This window comes from Roseateles sp. P5_E4 (assembly GCF_054049255.1).
Genome location: NZ_JBFUMS010000023.1, coordinates 14,654 through 31,942, shown reverse-complemented (window position 1 = coordinate 31,942; position 17,289 = coordinate 14,654). Strand labels below are relative to the sequence as shown.

Below are 17,289 nucleotides of genomic sequence, written 5' to 3'. Positions count from 1 at the left end.
TGCCTGATGACGGGCGTGTTCAACTTTTATGGTTTTGCGGGGCTGGGCCAGCGCAGGCGGATACGGGCCTGGTTGCGGACGATGACGAGGTCTGTCCCGTCGGCCAGCAGGACCCGCAGCGCCGCCACATCGGCGATGGCGCCCGCCTTCTCCGCACCGACGATGACGTCACGCGGCTTGAAGCCGGCCGCATCGCCGGCGCTGCCTGCCTCGACGCTCAGCACGATGACGCCGGCCTTGTCGCCCAGGCCGGCGGCCGATTGCTCGCCCAGCGTCTCGACCGGCTTGAGGCTCAGCCCGTACAGCTGTTGCACGGCTTGCGGTGGCGCGGCCTGGCTGAGCTGCTGGGTCACCGGGAATGCGGGCTGCTTCGCCAGCGCCTTCAGCCTCGCCGGGCGCACGCCGAAGTCGTCCATGGGGAAGTTGACGAAGCCGACGCGCGCGGCGAGCGCCGCGTTGGTGACCGTGTAGTCGCCTTGGGCCGGTGCGGCAAAGCGCGGGTCGCCAGCCACGGAGTCGGCGTCGGTGCCGCGCGCCTGGGCAGCGCGCAGGTCCGCTTCGGTGACGAAGAAGTTGCGGTTCACGCTGCGCCCCCAGCGCTTGATCTCCACCGGCTGATGCGCCCCCATGACGACGTTGGACTCGAACACGTCGCCGCCGTTGTCGAACCATACGTGCGGGTGGAAGCTGCTGTTCACGAGAATGTTGTTGCGCACGATGCGCTGGAAGCCCTCGCGCAGCTTGAGGCCGCCGGCCAGCATCAGGTTCTCTTCGATGACGTAGTTGGAGGCGCCGTCGTCCAGGTCGACGTCCCAGCCATGGTCGCAACGCCAGCGGTTGCGCCGCATGACGATGGGCTCGACGGCGTCCAGCAGCGCCAGCTCGGGGTGGGCTGCGGCGCGGCGGTCCATCTGGGCGCGGTCGGGGTGCCAGTAGCGGTCACGGCCCCAGCTGTTGAAGCTGCCGTGGTCGCCGGTCAGGCGCACGGTGTCGAACACGTCGTTGTGGGTGAGGCGGTGGCCACCCCAGTTGCCGTCGCCGATGTTGATGCCGGCGCGCGGCATGCGGTAGATGCTGTTGTGGTCGACCGTGATGCGCACCGCCATCGCGATCTGCACCCCGGTGGCCTGGCGGTCGATCTGGCCGATGTCGTGGATGAGGTTGTCGCTGGCCTCGGCGTCCTTGGGATAGGCGTCGGACTTGGGGCCGGGCGTGCGGTCGATGGCCGCGATCTCCAGTTGCTCGTGGTACTCGAACAGCGGCGAACGCACCGCCTCAGGGCGGCCGACGAAGGCCACGGCCGTACCGCCGATGTCATGGATGTGGTTGCCCGAGACGGCCACACGCTCCGCGCGGCCGCTGACGACGACGGCATGTCCGCCGAGGTCGACGAACTCGGAGTTCTCGACGCGAACGTTGCCGGCGTTCTCGATGGTCACGGCGCCGACGCGATAGAACTTCCAGTCCGAGCGCAGCAGCGGCTCGGTGGCCTTCAGGAAGGTGGGTTCCGTTTCCCGGAACACGAGATTGCGAACCCGCACATGCTGTACCTGGGCCGTGCGGCCTTCAATGCGGATGAGGGCTTCTTGCGCGCTGCCGCGAAAGCCCCGTGCCGGCGGCCGTTCGCCGGCCAGCGGCTTGAAGTAGAGCCAGCCCTCGCGGCGGTCATGGAACCATTCGCCCGGCGCGTCCAGTTCCTCCAGCACGTTCTCGACGTAGCGGTCCTTGTCGCTCGGCGGCATGACGCGGTTGTTGGCCAGTTGCGGGCCGTAGTCCAGGCTGCCGTCGGGTTTCTTGCCGAGGATGGGGATCTGCAGGCCGCCCCAACCGTAGCCGTGCAACGCGTGAAGCACGGCACCTTGCGGGTCACGCCAGCGTGCGACGCGCTCGGGCGAGGTGGCATCCGCGGCGCCGCCAAAGCCCGGGTTGGCCGGGTCGAGATTGGGGTAGCGGGCGCGCACGAGCGCGTGCTGCCCCAACCACAGGCGTTGAAACGAAGCGTCGGCCAGGCGGGCTCGCCAGATGCCGTCCTTCCAGGCCTCCCAGCGCAGTGCCGGCAGCGACATCGCGCCGCTCAGTACGGGCTGGGCGCCAGGCGCAGCGGCGAGCACGAAGGGCTCGTCTGCCGTGCCCGACAGGGCCTCGTCGATGACGATGGGCGCCGACAGCTGGTAGTTGCCAGCAGCCAGCTCGATGCGGTGGATGCGCTTGTCCGTCCGCGCCCGCTGCAGGGCCGTCTCCAGCGACTTGGCGTCCTTCACGGTCAGCGCATCGGCCTGCGCGCCGCAGGCCAGAACCGCCAGAGTGAGCAGCAGGGTCATCAGCCTCATGGCGCGTCCCTCTCGGTCATCCGCGTTGGATGGCTGGTGTTCGCCGGTCCCGTCACGGCGCGGCCTTGATGCGCACCATGATCACGCCATGCGGTGCAACCTTGCCGCCGTAGCTGCCGCTCACGCCCTTCGTGACCTTCTTGCTCCACAGGTCCTTCACGTCGGCCTTCTGGTCGACGGGCAGTTGGAGCTGTTCCCAAGCCACCTTCATGTCGGCCGGCGTCTTGCCGCGGTTGAACAGCACCACCGCGTGCTCACCGCCCGCCAGCGGACGCACCCAGACTTCGAGGTCGCCTTCCTTCAGCGCGCGGCGGCCTTGCTGGCCCAGTGGATCCTGGTCGACGGCGATGACGTCCTTGTTGGTGAGGATGCGCACCGTGTCGGCGTCCATCTTCGACAAGTCGTTGCCGGCGATCAGCGGCGCGGCCAGCATGGCCCACAGCGAGAAGTGCGACTCGTACTCGGTGGTCGTCATGCCGCCGTTGCCCACTTCCAGCATGTCGGGGTCGTTCCAGGCATTTGGCGCTGACACGCCCCCGCGCGCGGCCTGCATGTCCAGGACGTTGGTCATGCCATTCCCCTTGTCCTTCGTGCTTTCCCAGCCGTCGTAGATGTCGTGGGTGGTGCGCCACAGGTGGCCCACCGTCGGGCCCCAGCGCTCGGGATGGTCGGTGCCCCATTCGCAGATGGACAGCACGATGTCGCGGCCGGACGCGCGCAGGGCCTTGGCAATGATGGTGTAGGCCGCCTCGGCGTTGCGGGTGCCGGTGTTGCACCAGTCGTACTTCAGGTAGTCGACGCCCCATTTGGCGTACTGGCGCGCGTCCTGGAACTCGTGGCCGGCGCTGCCGGGGCGGCCTTCGCAGGTCAGAGAGCCAGCGTCGGAATACAGGCCGAACTTCAGACCCTTGGCATGCACGTAGTCGGCGAGTGCCTTCATGCCGGACGGGAAGCGCTCCGGATCGGCTTGGATGTTGCCGTCGGCGTCGCGGCTTTTCTGCCAGCAGTCGTCGATGACGAGGTATTGATAGCCGGCGTCCTTCATGCCCGAGGCGACCATGGCATCGGCCTGTTCGCGGATCAGCTTTTCGCTGACGTTGCAGGCGAACTTGTTCCACGAGTTCCAGCCCATCGGCGGGGTCGGCGCCACATTGGGCTTGGGAGCCTCCAGCTTCAGCGTCCCGTCGGCATGGGCGTGCGTGGTGGCGATGAAGCAGAGCAGTGCGACGGTACGAGCGGCGCGTCGGATGAGGTGGTGCATGCAGAAGTTCTTTGGAGGGACTGGAAGAGAGGGGCGTTCTGGAGTGGTGCGTCGGACGGGCGTCGGATTCAGCGCCCGTAGCGCCGGCCTGCCGACTCCAGCGGCCAGTCGTCGGTGCGCAGCGGCGGCAGGGGCAGGCCATCGCCACCGACCACATTGGCTTCGCTGGCGTTGTTGACCCAGGCATAGCGCGCGGCGACAGGCGACGGCACGGCGGTGCTGCGCAGCACGATGCGGTCGCCGTCGAAACGTGCTTCGGCCGGCACCCAGCGCCGATCGGCGCCCGCCAGGTAGAAGCCGCGCAGTGGCTCGCCGGCGCGGGCGGTGCGCAGGCCGCCGGCGGTGGTGCCAAAGCGCAGCGCTAATTCGCCGCCCTTCGACTCATGGCCCATCAGGCGCGGGCCTGTGGCCGGCGCGGTGCGCAGGCCCAGCTCGTGCATCGCCAGCGCGGCCAGGCGCTGGCCCACCGTGCGCTTGTTGCGGGGGTGGATGTCGACCGCATCGCCCACGTCGATGGCCGTGGCCATGCCGGTGTGAGGCAGGGCCAGAGCCGCGGCCTGGCTGGCGCGCAGTTCGGCCCAGCCGTTACCGTCGGGCCGGTTCTCGGCCATGGGCCGCCACGATGCCAGTTGCACGAAGAGGAAGGGCAGGTCGGGGTCGGCGAACTGGCTGCGCCAGTCCTGGATGAGGCGCTTGAAGCCGTCGGCATAGGCCGCCGCGCGCCCGGAGTTTTCCTCGCCCTGATACCAGAGCACGCCGCGCACGGACAGGCCTTGCAGCGGTGCGATGAGGCCGTTGTGGCCCAGGGCCGGGGCGTTGTTCGCCACCGGGCCGCCGGCCACCACGAGCTTCTCGACGCGTGCCCGCCAGGGGCCGGCGAGCGACACGGTGCCGGCCGCCGTGTCCAGGCGCAGGTTGGCAGCCTCGCCATCGATGCCGCCGCCGCCGCCGTTGTCGGTCACCCGCACGGCGATCCAGTTGGCGCCCGCGCGCAGCAGGCCGGCCGGCAGCGTGTAGTGGCGTGCCTGCTCCCAGCCGCACTGGCCGCCGACCTTCTGGCCGTTGACCCAGACCTCGTCGCAGTCGTCCACCTTGGCCAGGTGCAGCTCCGCGGCTCCCGCGGCCTGGGCGGCTTTCAGCTCGATGCGCTTGCGCATCCAGACGACGCCGTCGACGTCGGCCAGGCCCTGGCCTTCCCAGTTGCCGGGCGCCTGCAGCGTGGGCCAGTCGGCGTCGATGTCGGCAGCGGCGGACCAGCCCGAGGCGTCCGCACCCTCCACCGGCAGACCCTTCTGCCAGGCGGCGATGCGGGGCAGCATGCGCCGGCCCAGCGCCGCGGTGAAGGCAGCGTTGTCAGCCGGCAAGGCGCGCACCGCGGGTGCGAGGTCAGGGTCGCGCAGCGCCGCGTCGCGACTCATCCAGGTCTCCAGCATGGAGCCGCCCCAGGCGGTGTTGATCAGGCCGATGGGCACGCCTTGCACGGCCTGCATCTGGCGCGCGAAGTGGTAGCCGACGGCGCTGAACTCGGCCACGCGGCCGGGCTCCGCGACGACCCAGGGCGCGGGCGCGATGTCGGCTTCGGGTTGCACGCTGGCGCGCAGCGGCACGCGCAGGTGGCGCAGCTGTGCGTTCTGCGGCGAGGCCACTTCCTGCGGGCCGGTGTCGGTCTGCGCCAGCGGCCACTCCATGTTCGATTGGCCGCCGAGCAGCCAGACATCGCCGATCAGCACGTCGTTCAGCACCGCGGTCTTGTCGCCCGTGACGACGAGACGGTGCGGGCCGCCCGCCGGCAGCGGGGCCAGTTGAACGCGCCAGCGGCCGTCCGCACCGACGCGCGCGGTGCCGGTGTGGCCGCCGAGGTCGACGGTCAGGGTCTTGCCGGGCGTGGCCTGGCCCCACACGCGCAGAGGCCGGTCACGCTGGAGCACCATGTGCTCGCCGAACACCTCGGCGAGGCGCACTTCGGCATGGGCGGTGGCGGCCAGCAGGGCCAGGAGCAGGGGCAGGGCTGTTTTCTTCATGGGTCGCAAAGGATTTGTTAGGGCAGGCCGATGTCGGGCGCATTCCGTTCAGTGTCGAGGCTTGGTAGTCAAGCCAGGTTCAATACGTCAATGTGCCGTTCTGGCCGAAATGAAGCGCCAAAGTCTTGCTTGAGGTATGGAAGAGACTCTTCGAGCCGTAGACCCAGTTGGCGGACTTGCTGCCGTCGGGGTGCTGCGTGACGCTGGTTGGGTTGCCAAGCAACTTGGCCGCGTCATCAAGGGTGGACACGTTCGGGGTCATCTTGGCAACAAGGGCGGGGTCAAAGTCTGTTCCGACGGCGGCACAGGCGCTGAGGAGCAGAGCGGCGGCAAGCCCGGCGAACGAGACTGCGCGAGCGCCCCGGGTTGTCAGGGAAAGGAGGCAGGTAAGCATTGAAGTTTTCAATCGGTTGCTTGCATCAGGAGGGTCAAGGGATCGGTCGCATTGCGGATTCCAGCGTTCCAACAGTTCGACGCTTCGGGCTCCAGCCTCCGGTTGGCCTCCCGACACTGGCCACCGAGTACACCCTTCATCGCGCCATCGATGGCAACGTCCACGACGGCGTCGTTGGTGTTGACTTAGAGCATCCGACTTCAACAGTACGTGCGAACGCGCCGTCGGGCGTCTTCAGCAGGTCACCGTGCGATATCAGCCATGTTGTCTCCCGTGTTTGTGGTCGAAGCGCCGCGCCGCACTTATTTCTCAAGCAGGTCGGCGCCCTGAGCGGGCAATGTCAGCGTGCCCGTCCAGCTGCGCCCGCTGATCAGGCCCTTGGCCGTGCCGTCGATGGCCACGTCCTTGGCTTCGCCTGTGGTGTTGACGTAGTAGTTGCGGCCCTGCACCACCCGTGCATAGACGCCGTCCGGCGTTTTCGGGCCGGGCTCCAGCCCCAGGCCGGGGTAGAGCTGACGGTACAGCGCGCGCATCACTTCAGGCTGCGCCACCGTGCCGACGTAGATCGCGCGGCCCTTGCCGAACTTGTTGACGGTCACGGCCGGCACCTTGTCACCGGTGTTGGTGAAGCGCGCCAGCACCTCGGCGGTGGACGGCTCCAGCACCTCGATGAAGCCGAGGTCGCCCTTGGCGTCGACGTCGCCGATGCGAGTCTCGACCTTGCCGGCGTTGTAGAACTCGTTGGTGCGCAGGCCGAACACGTCGGTCAGGCCGCCCGGCAGCGGCGTGTCATGCCACTGGTTGTTGTCATTCACCTTGGCCGACTGCGCCGTCATGATCACGGTGCCGCCGTCGGTGACGAACTTGCGCACCGCCTCGGTGGAGGCTTTGTCCAGCAGGTACATGCCGGGCAGGATGATGAGGCGGTAGCGGCTCAGGTCTTCGTAGGAGAGCTTGATGGCCGCGACGTCGATGTTGTCCTTCAGCAGCGGCTCGAAGGCACCGAGGGCCTGCTTCTGATAGGACGTCTTCAGGTAGTCGCGGGAGCTGTTGGCCGGGCCATTGGCACTGTGGGCCGCGACGTTGTCGAAGGAGTAGGCGATGGCCACTTTGGGCTCGACGCGGCGCGGGAAGCCCAGTTTCTCCAGCTTGGCGTAGTCGCCGGCGATGCGGGCCCATTCGGCCAGCTTCCACGAGGGGCGGTCGTCATGGTCGAGCAGGCCCATCAGCGCCTGCTCCTCGCCGCCGAGATGGCTGTTGAAGGTCCAGGCCAGCGCGGCCTGGCCGCCCATCAGCAGCACGAAGTGGGCCCACATGCGCGACCAGCCCTTGCTGCCGTAGGAGCCTGGGCCGCCGGCGGTGAACTCGTTGAACCAGGTCGGCGTCGTCATGCCCGCCCTGATGAGGGCCGCCTGCCATCCGCCGTAGATCGGTTCGCCGGCATAGAAGCCCATGGCGCCATAGGTGGTGTGCTGGCGATAGCTGCCGTGGTAGTCGAAGCCCTTGCGGCCCGACCAGCTCCAGTAGTTCGACAGCGTCGGCTTGTCGGGCGTGTTCTTGCGGCGCACGGCCTCCCGGTCGTCGAGAACGGCGATGGTCAGGTCGGACCAGAAACGGCGCAGGTCCAGATAACGCTCGGCGGGGCCCGGACCGTCGGCATAGGGCAGCCGCACTTCTTCCCACTTGCCGATGCGACGCGACCAGCGCTGCGTGGCCCAGGCCTTGTTCAGCGCGTCGATGCTGCCGTAGCGCTTCTTCAGCCATTCGACGAAGCGCTTGCGGTCAGCCTCGGAATAGGAGATGTAGCCGTTGCCGATCTCGTTGTCATAGCCCACGGCCAGCAGGGCCGGATGCTTGGCGTAGCGCTTGATGAGCGTGTCGGCCATGCGCGTGGCCAGGCGCCGGTAGTCCGGGTCGCCGATGTTGTCCATGTAGCGCTCGGCCGGCGCCAGGCGGGTGCCGGCCTGGTTGGTGATGTCGACACCGGGGTATTTGTGGTGCAGCCACATCGGCGCCGGCTGCCCCGGGATGTCGAGGATGACCTTGATGCCGGCGGCGTGCACCTCGGCCATCACGGCGTCGAAATGCTTGAAGTCGAACTTGCCTTCCTCGGGTTCGAAGTAGTCCCAGGCCAGGTCACCCATGCGGACGACCTTGAAGCCGGATTGCTTCATCAGCGCAACGTCGCGCTTGACCTGCGCCAGCGTGCGGTCCACGGGCTGGTAGTTCACGCCCGCGAACAGCTGGCCGGCCCCGGGCCAGTCGGGGTGGCCTTCGGCGCTCTGGGCGAAGGCGGGGTTGAGCGCGGCCAGGGCCAGCGAGCAGGCAATCAGAGTCTTTTTCAGTTTCATGATCGGGATCAGCGATACCCATCAGGCGCAACGCACGAGGCGCGCCCCATGCGGCGGCACGGTCAGCACGCGGGTGCCTGCGGGGAGGTCGGCGCGTGCCCAGCAGTCGCGGCTGGCGTCGGGCAGCCACGCAGGCAGCGGCACCTGCCAAGGCGCGTCGCCAGTGTTCAACCACGCTGCCCAGGTGCCCTGCGGGCCGTTGCAGACGAAGCGATGGCCCTGGGCCACCGAGTGCCACTCGCGTGCCCCGGGCACGCGCAGCAGCGCCAGCACCTCGGGGTTGGTGACCAGGCGCAGCGTCCAGTCGTCGAGCTTGCGCAGGTCGTTGCCGAGGATCAGCGGGCTGCGCGCGCAGGTCCAGGCCGTCAGCATCAGCAACTGCTCGTCACGCGTGAAGCCGGTATCGCGCTCGCCACGGCCTTTCTCGTCGTAGTTGCGCAGGCCGATCTTGCCGACGGGCAGCATGTCGGCATCGGGCCAGGCGCCCGCGCGGGCGTGGGGCGCCCACTTGACGAGGTTCACGAGGTTGTCGCGCAACTGGGGCCAGGTGTCCCAGAAGTCGTTGCACACGCGCCATTGGTTGGCGTGCGCCTGCAGGTGGGCCGATTGATCCAGGTGCGCCGGGCCGGGCGACAGGCTCAGCACCATGGGCCGACCGGTGGCGTCGATGGCGCGGCGGATCAGCTCCACTTCCTTGGCGTGATAGTTGGGCGCAGCGATGTCGTCGACCTTGACGAAGTCCACGCCCCACTCGGCCAGCTGGGCGAACCAGGCGCGGTACCACTCGAAGGCGCCGGGATGCTCGGGCTTGACGCCGCACATGTCGGTGTTCCAGGCGCAGGTGGAGTGGGAATCGGCGACTTCGTTGCAGCGGTACTTGCTGCCGGCGATGGGCAGTTCCAGCCCGACCGCCTGGCGCGGGATGCCACGCATGATGTGCACGCCGAAGCGCAGGCCCATGGCGTGCACCTTGGCGGCGAGCGGCGCGAAGCCGCGGCCACCGGCGGCGCTGGGGAAGCGGTTGGGCGCGGGCTGCGGGCGGCCGTGGGCGTCCAGCACCAGCGGCGCGAAGTCCCGGTACCACCCCGACGTGGCGCCCGCCTCGTACCACTGGATGTCGACGGTGGCGGTGTCGTAGCCGAAGGGCAGGAAGCGCTCGGCCAGGATGCGCGCGTTGTCCAGGTACTCCGCTTCGGTGACGCTGGCACCGAAGGCGTCCCAGCTGTTCCAGCCCATGGGCGGCGTGGGGGCCCAGGCGTGGAAGGGCAAGCCGGGCTCGGGGGCGCCGCCGGTGGCCGAGGCCTTGGCAGAGGGGCCAGCGGCAGCTGCCGCCGACCCGCCGGCCATGGCGGCCAGCCCGGCGCTTGCCACGGTGCGCACGAAGCTGCGGCGGGCCGGTTCATCGAGCGAGGTGGTGGCTGTCGAGTTCGTCTTGTTCATGAGCGATGCGGAATGAGGAAGGGCGCGAGGTTCAGTTGCTGTAAAGCATTCCGCGGCCGGTGCCGCTGATGTAGATCCGGCCGTAGATGSCTTGRTCGGCCGCCATCACGCCGATGCCGCCGAACTGGTTCGCGTCGTCGTTGAAGCGCGTCCAGGTGGCGCCGCCGTCATCAGAGCGATGCACGCCCCASACGCCGTTGCTGACGCCCACAACGTAGACCGCCGCCGAGTACGGCGCGCCGGCTTTGGCCTTGCCCAGCGCGATKGCGCTGGCGCCTTGCACGTCGGCCCATGGGTTGCCGATGAAGATCGACGCGAAGTTGCTGAGCTTGGCCCAGCTCGCACCCGAATCGGTCGAGTGGTACACCGCGTTGCCGTCGGTCAGCCAGAGGTCGCCTTCGACGTTGGGGTTGACCGCCAGCGAGGTGTTGCCGAAGTAGTTCGGCGCCAGCCCTGCGTTCACCGAGCCCTGGCTCAGCGTGAACGTGTGGCCGCCATCGGTCGACGTGTAGACCTTGCCCGGCGTGCCCCACCAGTGGCCACCGGAATCGTAGGCATAGACCTTGTTCGGGTTCTTGCGATCCGCGACCAGGTGGTAGGCGCGGGGGAAGACGCTGTTGATCGCGGGCAGATTGGTCGGCACCCAGGTGGCGCCGTTGTCCGTGGTGTAGGACGGCACCGAGTAGCCGGGTGCCCAGACTGCCTTGTTGCGCGCGGTGATGGCGATGCTCGCTTCCCCACCCGTGTTTTGCGCCGCGCCCGTCGGGTAAGTGGCGAACTTCGCCCAGGTCTTGCCGCCGTCGCCCGACCACATGCCGTAGGCGGTGTTGTTGCCCAGGTAGACGCCGATGGTGGCCATGTACTGCGGATCGGACCACGCCATGTCGGCGGCGAAGCTGTTGCTCCAGTCGGTGGCCGGCGTCAGCGTCGGCTTGGTCGTGAGGTTGGTGTGCACCCAGGCGCCGACGTCGCCCGAACTGTTGATGACGGTGTAGGTGGCGCCGGCCGGCGGCGTGGCCAGGCCCAGCACGGCCGTCTCCTCAAGGCCGTCGACCGTCATGGCCCAGGTTGGCGTGGCCGAGGAGGCGTTGCTTGTCTGCATGACGCCGCCGGAGACGTGCAGGATGTGATCGCGGTTGAAGGGATCGATCTCCACATCGTCGATCCAGCCCCAGGAGACCTCGCCCGGCGTCATCGCTTCGATCTCGCGCCAGTTCCGGCCGGCATCGTCGGACAGCTGGAGGATTCGCTGGCCGGGGAAGTTGCCCCAGGTGTTGGTGATCCCCAGCGCAATGCGCGTGGTCGCGCCGGTGCCGGAGACGGACACGCCGCCGTAGCCGACCGAGTCGTCGCTCCTGAGCAAGGTCCAGTTGCTGCCGTCGAACTTGTACAGACGGGCGGGACCGGCGGAGCCGGGACCGGCGTCCCTGGTGAAGACCACGTAGAACATGCCGTCAGCGGCACGCACCATGTGCGGGATGTGATAGCCGGAGATCGGCACCGTGACCGGGGTCCACGAGGCGCCGCCGTTGGTGGACTTGTACAGGTTCGAGGCCAGGCCTGCGGTCTGCACATAGTCCGGCGCGATGGGGGCGTAGATCGTCTGCGTGGCCGTGCCGCTGCCCTTGGTGCCGGTGTCGTAGACGACCGTCTCGACGCCCATGGCCGTGCCGCCGTTGGCGTTGATCTGGTCCTGGGTCATCTTGAGGGTCGACAACGACGTGACCTGCGCCCAGGTGAGGCCCGAGTCGGTGCTCTTCCACAGGCCGGCTGTGCGCGAGCCGTAGAACAGCGTCGACGGCTTGTTGGGGTCGACCATCAGGCGCTCGCCGATGGCCCGGCCGGGGTTGTTGCCGCCCAGCGGGAAAGGCAGGGCGACATAGGTCCACTGGTCACCACGGTTGCTGGAGATGTACAGGCGGCCGTTGCCACCGGACGTGTACATGCCGGCGCCCATGTAGACGCGCTGATCGTTGTTCGGATCGACGGCGATGCTCTCGACGCCGTGGAAACTGGCCTCGCCGCCACCGAAGCCCAGGCCGTCGGTGATGGGCACCCAGGACGACGTGGGCTGGTTCCAGCGGTAGGCGCCACCGATGTCGGTGCGCGCGTACAGCAGGTTGGCGGTGGTCGGGTGGAAGACCAGGCCCGTGACGTAGCCGCCGCCGCCCCACTTCACGCTCGTCCAGGTGGTGCCCTCGGCCGGAGCCGGAGCCGGAGCCGGAGCCGGAGCCGGAGCCGGAGCCGGAGCCGGAGCCGGAGCCGGAGCCGGAGCAGGTGCCGGAGCCGGAGCCGGTGCCGGTGCAGGTGCAGGTGCAGGTGCAGGTGCAGGTGCAGGTGCAGGTGCAGGTGCAGGTGCAGGTGCAGGTGCAGGTGCAGGTGCAGGTGCAGGAGCGGGTGCGGGTGCGTCGCCACCGCCGCCGCCGCCGCCACAGCCGGCCACCAGGGTCGCGGTGACGATGGAGAGAACGGTGAGTGGTTTGCTGTACTTCTTCATGATGGGAAACGAGGTTGGGTTCGTTGAGGGCTTGACATGGCGGCGCTGATCACAGGTTGCGCATTACTTAATGAACGGCTTTCACGACACTTCTCTGGTCGATGGCCGCAGACCGCGCGATCACGCGACCACACCGCCGCTCATCCGACCCGGCGCATTGGCGCCTTCAGCCGCGGGCAATGCGCAACGCGCTGGCGTGGCGGCTGGGCATGCGCTCGGGAACGTCGACCTCCAGCGCCTGGGCGGTCTGGCGGAATTTCAGCGGCCCGCCCCCCAGCAGTTCGACCCGGCGCACCGGGCGCGGATCGTGGGCGTTGCCTTGGCGCAGCGCGGCGATCTTCAGCGTGCCCTTGGGTTCGCCCAGCGTCAGCGCGTACAGCGCATCGCCGCGGGTCGTGAAGCGGATGTCCTGCGCCGTGTAGTCCACGTTCTCCTTGAAGGCGCCGCTGGCGGCCTCGGTCGGGCCTTCGCCGTGGATCTTCCACGGCCGCGTGCCGTGGATGGCTTCGGCGTTGAGCTTCATCCAGGCGGCCATCTCGGTCATCAGCAGGTCTGATTCGGCCGTCAGCGTGCCGTCGGCGCGCTGCACCACGTTGAGCAGCATGTTGCCGTTCTTGCTGACGATGTCGCACAGCATCGTGATCACCTGCGCCGGCGTCTTGTAGCGGTCGTGCTCGGAGTGAAACCAGTCGCCGTTGGAGGTGCAGGTCTGCCATGGCAGCGGGTTGATGCCCGGGAGCACGCCACGCTCGACGTCCTGCACGCCCACCTCGGCGATGTACTCGCCCGACCCCAGCGACTTGTGGTTGTACACGGCCTGCATGTCGCCATGGCGGCGGACCGAGGTGTTGAACAGGTGGGCCACCATGGCGCGCCCCACCTCGCCGAACGGGATGCCGCCGTCGGAGTACAGCAAGTCGGGTTGGTGGCTGTCGATGAGGTCGATGATGCGGCGGTACCAGATCTCGTGGAACTTCGGGTTGTTGGTGTACCAGTCGCCGCCGCGGTTCAGGTACGGCGTGTTATGCGGCTCGTGGTAGAGGTCGAAGTTCTCGGGCTTGGCGCCGTCATAGGCCACGCCCAGCTTGGGCCAGAACTGGTCGCACTGGTGGCTGGTCCACCACCAGTTGTGACTGGTCGCCAGGTGCTCGGAGACACCGAAGCGCAGCCCGCGCTTGCGCGCGGCGCGGCCCCATTCGCCGACCACGTCGCGCATCGGCCCCATCTGGGTGGCGTTCCAGCGGTGGTGCTTGGAATTCCACAAGTCGAAGTTGTCGTGGTGCACGCCCATCGAGACGAAGTACTTCGCACCCGCCGCCACGTAGCGGTCCATCAGCGCTTCGGGCTCGAAGCGCTCGGCCTTCCACAGCTTGATGATGTCCTTGTAGCCGAACTCCGACGGGTGGCCGTAGGTCTTCACGTGGTGCTCGTAGTGCGGGTGGCCGGGCACGTACATGAATCGGGCATACCAGTCGCCGAGGCTGGGCACGGCTTGCGGCCCCCAGTGCGACCAGATGCCCAGCTTGGCCTCGCGGAACCACGCAGGGACCGCCGACTTGCGCAGCGACTCGGCAGCGGCCGTGAACGGGCCGGACGCCAGCGGCGGCGGCTTGTATGGGGCGGGCGCCACTGGTGCGCAGCCTTGCGCCTGTGCAATGCGGGCGGCGCCCAGGCCGGCGGCGGCCAGCAGCGGCGTGGTCAGGAAGCTGCGTTTGTTCAGGCTTGACATGGGGTTCTCTCTCGCTTGGCGTTGTCGACGATGGCCTTGACCAGGTCGGGGAACATTGCGCACCGGTCGTACCAGTACGGCGTTCCATTGGCGGCCGTGCTATCGATATAGCTGGTCGCGTTGGCCGCCGGGGACGCAGCTCAGTGCGTGGGCCTGCCAGCCCGACAGGGACGAGTTGCCGCGGCAGGGCAGGCAGTCATTTCTTGCACAGCTCGCTGATGGCGTTCGGGGCGGTGGCGGTGATCACGCCCAGCCGATAGGGCAGCTCGATGTAGTCGTAGTTCTTGCCCTTTTCCATGTCCAGGCCCTGGAAGAGGAACCTCAGCGGCTGGCACGGGTCGATGCTCAGAGTCTGGTCGATGCCGTCGCGAATCATTTCGCCGTGGGATACGCCTTCGGACCAGATCCGGCCGTTGAACTTGACGTTGTCTGCGCCAGCGAACCTGTTCATCGGGGCGCCGGGAATGGGTTGCCAGGCGCCATCCAGGCGATCCGCCGTCCAGGCGCGGAAATACCGGCCCTTGGGCCCCATCGCCTCGATCAGCGTCAGGTACTTGCTGGTGCCTGTGATCTTGTAGGTGTTGCTGGCCTCGAACATGTCATCGCGCTTTTCCGCCATGACGACGACGGGTTCGGCGAAGCCCTGAGGGAAGCGGTCGATCGTCGTCTCGCCGCGGTAGAAGCTGCCGTTGTCGCCTGTGAAGAAGAGATGGCACTTCTTGTCGTCGCAGATGTTCCAGAAGTCCAGCCAGACCGCATGGCCCTCGGCGTTCTTGACGCTGGCCGGGATGGCCGAATAGAAGGGCTTGGGCGCCGTCCACGAGTGGGGGTCGGCGATGTTGGGGGTGGTCGAATAGAGCGGGTCACCGCCCTGGAAGATCAAATACCAGAGCTTCTGCGGCGCGAAGTAGAAGACCTGGGGTGCCGCGCGATAGCCCGGCCCGATGGGCGATTTCTCGAGCATGAACTGCGGGGCCTTCGGCGCCTCATCCCAGTTCGCGAAGCTCGTGTAGGCCATGCCCCAGCCGTTCTTGCCCGCAGTGGTCATGAAGACGTGATAGCGGCCGTCGTGGAACACGATGGTCGGGTCCTTGACGCCGAAGATGTCCGCCCGGTCGGCCGGCGGCTTGATCAGCGCCTCGCTGGATTTCCATTCAAAGGCGATGGCCTGGGCCGGCGTCCCGCCGACGACGACGGGCTTCGCGTCGGCGGCTGCGCTGCTGCCACCACAGCCGGCCAAGAGGCCCGCCGCGAGCATCGAAGAGACGAGAAGTTGTTTAGTGCACTTGTTCATGAGGGAAAACGGGTTGTGGTTGATGGATGGAATGACAGGCGTGAGCGCGCTGCTCACGGCGTCGGTAGCGGCTCCAGCACCACGGCGGCGCCACCCGCGGCGGCCAGCGACAGGCTCAGCACGTCCTTGCGGGTCACCTTGCGCTCGGTGCGGCGCACCTCGCGCACGACCTCGCCGTCCTGCCAGATCGTGGCGCGCCAGTTGCCGGGCGGCAGGAAGTCCAGCGACACCTTTTGTGTGCGGGCCTGGTCGCCCGTCATCGCGCCGATGTACCAGGTCTTGCCCTGGCGGCGCGCCAGCACGATGTCCTGCCCCGGCTCGCCGGCGATGAAGCGGGTCTCGTCCCAAGCGGTGGGCACGCGCTTGATGAAGTCGAAGCCGGGCTCGCCGCGGTAGGCGGTCGGGTCGTCCGACACCATCTGCAGCGGGCTGTCGTAGACGACGTACATCGCCAGCGCCTGGCCGCGCGTGTTCTGCACCAGCGGCATCTCGGCGCGCACCTCGAAGGTGGCCGGTGTCGCGTTGCGGAAGCCTCCGGGCGTGTAGTCCATCGGGCCGACCAGCATGCGCGTGTACGGCAGGGTCACGTTGTGGCTGGGGGTGGTGCGCGTGGTCATCTTGCTCCACTCGGCGCCGAGCACGCCCTCCTGCGTGATGTAGTTGGGATAGGTGCGCTGCAGGCCGGCGGGCACGTAGGCGCCGTGCAGGTCCAGCAGCAGCTTGCGCTTGGCGGTGGCGGCGGCAATGCGCTCGTAGAAGTCAACCACCTGCTGGTCGTCGCGGTTCATGAAGTCGACCTTGACGCCCTTGATGCCCCAGCGGACGTAGGTGTCCAGCACCTCGTCCATGCGCGCGTCCACATGCACCCAGTGGGCCCACAGCATCAGGCCCACGCCCTTGGCTGCGGCGTAGCGCGCGAGTTCGGGCATGTCGATGCCCTTGGCCGGTCGCGTGATGTCGGTCTCCGGGCTGGCATCGCAGCAGCCGCTCGGGCCGGAGGCCCAGTTCGCGTCGATGAGGTAGTAGGGGAAACCGGACTCGGCGGCGAAGTCGATGAAGCGCTTGTAGGCGCCCATGTCGGGCTTCATGCCCACCAGTGGGCCGGACCACCAATCCCATGCCGCCTTGCCGGGCTTGACCCAGCTGAAGTCACCTTGCGGCGCCGGATTGAGGTTGCCGACGAGGTGCGACTCGATCAGCTTGCCGGCCTGGTCGGCCAGCATGACGGCACGCCAGGCGGTCGTCAGCCCGGCCGGCGAGACGAAGGCCGGGCCGGCGCGTCCCGGCACGCCGGACAGTTGGAGGCGCAGCGCCTCACCCTCGCGCCGCAGCGAGGCACCGGTGTAGCCCTTCAGGTTGGCCTGCGTGATGGCGTAGTGGGTGCGGCCCGACGGCGTGGCGCAGACTACCGGCACGTCGTAGGCGGCGTCGGCCTTGAATTGCGAGACCTTCAGGCGCTCGAACGCCTGCTCGTGCGAACCGTCGGTGGGCGTAACCAGGCAGGTCGGGTCGCCCGCCGGCACGAAGGCCGTGCGCTCGCCGCGCAGCTTCACCGGTCCGGTGTCTTCCAGGCGGTAGCGGAAGGCAACGCCGTCGTCGTAGGCGCGTGCATCGATGAAGAGGCGGCGGCCGGAGCCTGCCTCGCGGAAGGTGAGCGTGGCGCCGCGGTAGTGGTCGCGGGCCGTGGCCGCCTTCGTAGCGACGAGAGGAATGACGCGGTCCTCCGCGACGTCCTGGCGCGACTCCAGCGTCAACGCGCCGAGGGCTTGGCCGTCCAGATCAAGCCCCAGCGGTGAGGGAGCGATGACGGCTTCGCCATGGCGGCTGACGCTGAACTGGCCGCCGTTGTCGGCGATGCGCAGCGCGATGCGGCCATCGGGCGAGGTGATGACGGCGTCGGCCGCGTGGGCGCCCGATGCGGCCAGGGCGAGCGCGGCGATGGCGAGGTGGGTGGTGGTCTTCATGGATGTGT

The 17,289-nt window shown here is 68.2% G+C and carries 11 protein-coding genes; 1 reads left to right on the top strand and 10 read right to left on the bottom strand.

Annotated features, from left to right (window positions below; translation table 11 throughout):
- Positions 1-26: 26 nt before the first annotated feature.
- The 7 genes from ACXJLH_RS28680 to ACXJLH_RS28650 form a co-directional block, all read right to left on the bottom strand.
- Entirely contained in the window at positions 27-2,330 is a 2,304-nt protein-coding gene (locus tag ACXJLH_RS28680; protein WP_457447830.1) for a right-handed parallel beta-helix repeat-containing protein, read from the bottom strand.
- A 52-nt stretch (positions 2,331-2,382) separates the two neighbouring features.
- Positions 2,383-3,591, bottom strand: coding sequence for a glycoside hydrolase family 27 protein (locus ACXJLH_RS28675; RefSeq protein WP_457356610.1), 1,209 nt, complete (start codon positions 3,589-3,591; stop codon positions 2,383-2,385).
- 68 nt (positions 3,592-3,659) lie between these two features.
- Complete coding sequence (locus ACXJLH_RS28670; RefSeq protein ID WP_457447828.1) at positions 3,660-5,612, bottom strand: sialate O-acetylesterase; 1,953 nt, start codon at positions 5,610-5,612, stop codon at positions 3,660-3,662.
- A 79-nt stretch (positions 5,613-5,691) separates the two neighbouring features.
- On the bottom strand, positions 5,692-6,006 hold the full coding sequence (locus tag ACXJLH_RS28665; protein ID WP_457447826.1) for a hypothetical protein: 315 nt from the start codon (positions 6,004-6,006) through the stop codon (positions 5,692-5,694).
- 302 nt (positions 6,007-6,308) lie between these two features.
- Positions 6,309-8,357 (bottom strand): beta-galactosidase, encoded by a 2,049-nt coding sequence (locus tag ACXJLH_RS28660; RefSeq protein WP_457447824.1) that lies wholly within the window; start codon positions 8,355-8,357, stop codon positions 6,309-6,311.
- 21 nt (positions 8,358-8,378) lie between these two features.
- Positions 8,379-9,797, bottom strand: a complete 1,419-nt coding sequence (locus tag ACXJLH_RS28655) for a hypothetical protein (protein ID WP_457447822.1) — start codon at positions 9,795-9,797, stop codon at positions 8,379-8,381.
- A 31-nt stretch (positions 9,798-9,828) separates the two neighbouring features.
- On the bottom strand, positions 9,829-11,976 hold the full coding sequence (locus ACXJLH_RS28650; protein WP_457447820.1) for a dockerin: 2,148 nt from the start codon (positions 11,974-11,976) through the stop codon (positions 9,829-9,831).
- A gap of 98 nt (positions 11,977-12,074) precedes the next feature.
- Between ACXJLH_RS28650 and ACXJLH_RS28645 the strand changes: the two genes are divergently transcribed.
- Complete coding sequence (locus ACXJLH_RS28645; RefSeq protein WP_457447818.1) at positions 12,075-12,254, top strand: hypothetical protein; 180 nt, start codon at positions 12,075-12,077, stop codon at positions 12,252-12,254.
- Between the two features lie 206 nt (positions 12,255-12,460).
- Here the strand turns inward: ACXJLH_RS28645 and ACXJLH_RS28640 are convergent, their stop codons facing one another.
- From ACXJLH_RS28640 to ACXJLH_RS28630, 3 genes are all read right to left on the bottom strand, one after another.
- Positions 12,461-14,023: an alpha-L-fucosidase gene (locus ACXJLH_RS28640; protein ID WP_457447816.1), complete on the bottom strand. Its 1,563-nt coding sequence runs from the start codon at positions 14,021-14,023 to the stop codon at positions 12,461-12,463.
- 196 nt (positions 14,024-14,219) lie between these two features.
- Positions 14,220-15,317 (bottom strand): non-reducing end alpha-L-arabinofuranosidase family hydrolase, encoded by a 1,098-nt coding sequence (locus ACXJLH_RS28635; RefSeq protein ID WP_457447814.1) that lies wholly within the window; start codon positions 15,315-15,317, stop codon positions 14,220-14,222.
- Positions 15,318-15,370: 53 nt separating this feature from the next.
- Positions 15,371-17,281, bottom strand: coding sequence for a glycoside hydrolase family 97 protein (locus tag ACXJLH_RS28630; RefSeq protein WP_457447812.1), 1,911 nt, complete (start codon positions 17,279-17,281; stop codon positions 15,371-15,373).
- Between the last annotated feature and the right edge of the window lie 8 nt (positions 17,282-17,289).

Bases quoted from the DNA above. Each gene is read 5' to 3' on its own strand.
- ACXJLH_RS28660 (WP_457447824.1), bottom strand. From the start codon at position 8,357: ATGAAACTGAAAAAGACTCTGATTGCCTGCTCGCTGGCCCTGGCCGCG.
- ACXJLH_RS28635 (WP_457447814.1), bottom strand. From the start codon at position 15,317: ATGAACAAGTGCACTAAACAACTTCTCGTCTCTTCGATGCTCGCGGCG.
- ACXJLH_RS28675 (WP_457356610.1), bottom strand. From the start codon at position 3,591: ATGCACCACCTCATCCGACGCGCCGCTCGTACCGTCGCACTGCTCTGC.
- ACXJLH_RS28630 (WP_457447812.1), bottom strand. From the start codon at position 17,281: ATGAAGACCACCACCCACCTCGCCATCGCCGCGCTCGCCCTGGCCGCA.
- ACXJLH_RS28670 (WP_457447828.1), bottom strand. From the start codon at position 5,612: ATGAAGAAAACAGCCCTGCCCCTGCTCCTGGCCCTGCTGGCCGCCACC.
- ACXJLH_RS28640 (WP_457447816.1), bottom strand. From the start codon at position 14,023: ATGTCAAGCCTGAACAAACGCAGCTTCCTGACCACGCCGCTGCTGGCC.
- ACXJLH_RS28655 (WP_457447822.1), bottom strand. From the start codon at position 9,797: ATGAACAAGACGAACTCGACAGCCACCACCTCGCTCGATGAACCGGCC.
- ACXJLH_RS28665 (WP_457447826.1), bottom strand. From the start codon at position 6,006: ATGCTTACCTGCCTCCTTTCCCTGACAACCCGGGGCGCTCGCGCAGTC.
- ACXJLH_RS28680 (WP_457447830.1), bottom strand. From the start codon at position 2,330: ATGAGGCTGATGACCCTGCTGCTCACTCTGGCGGTTCTGGCCTGCGGC.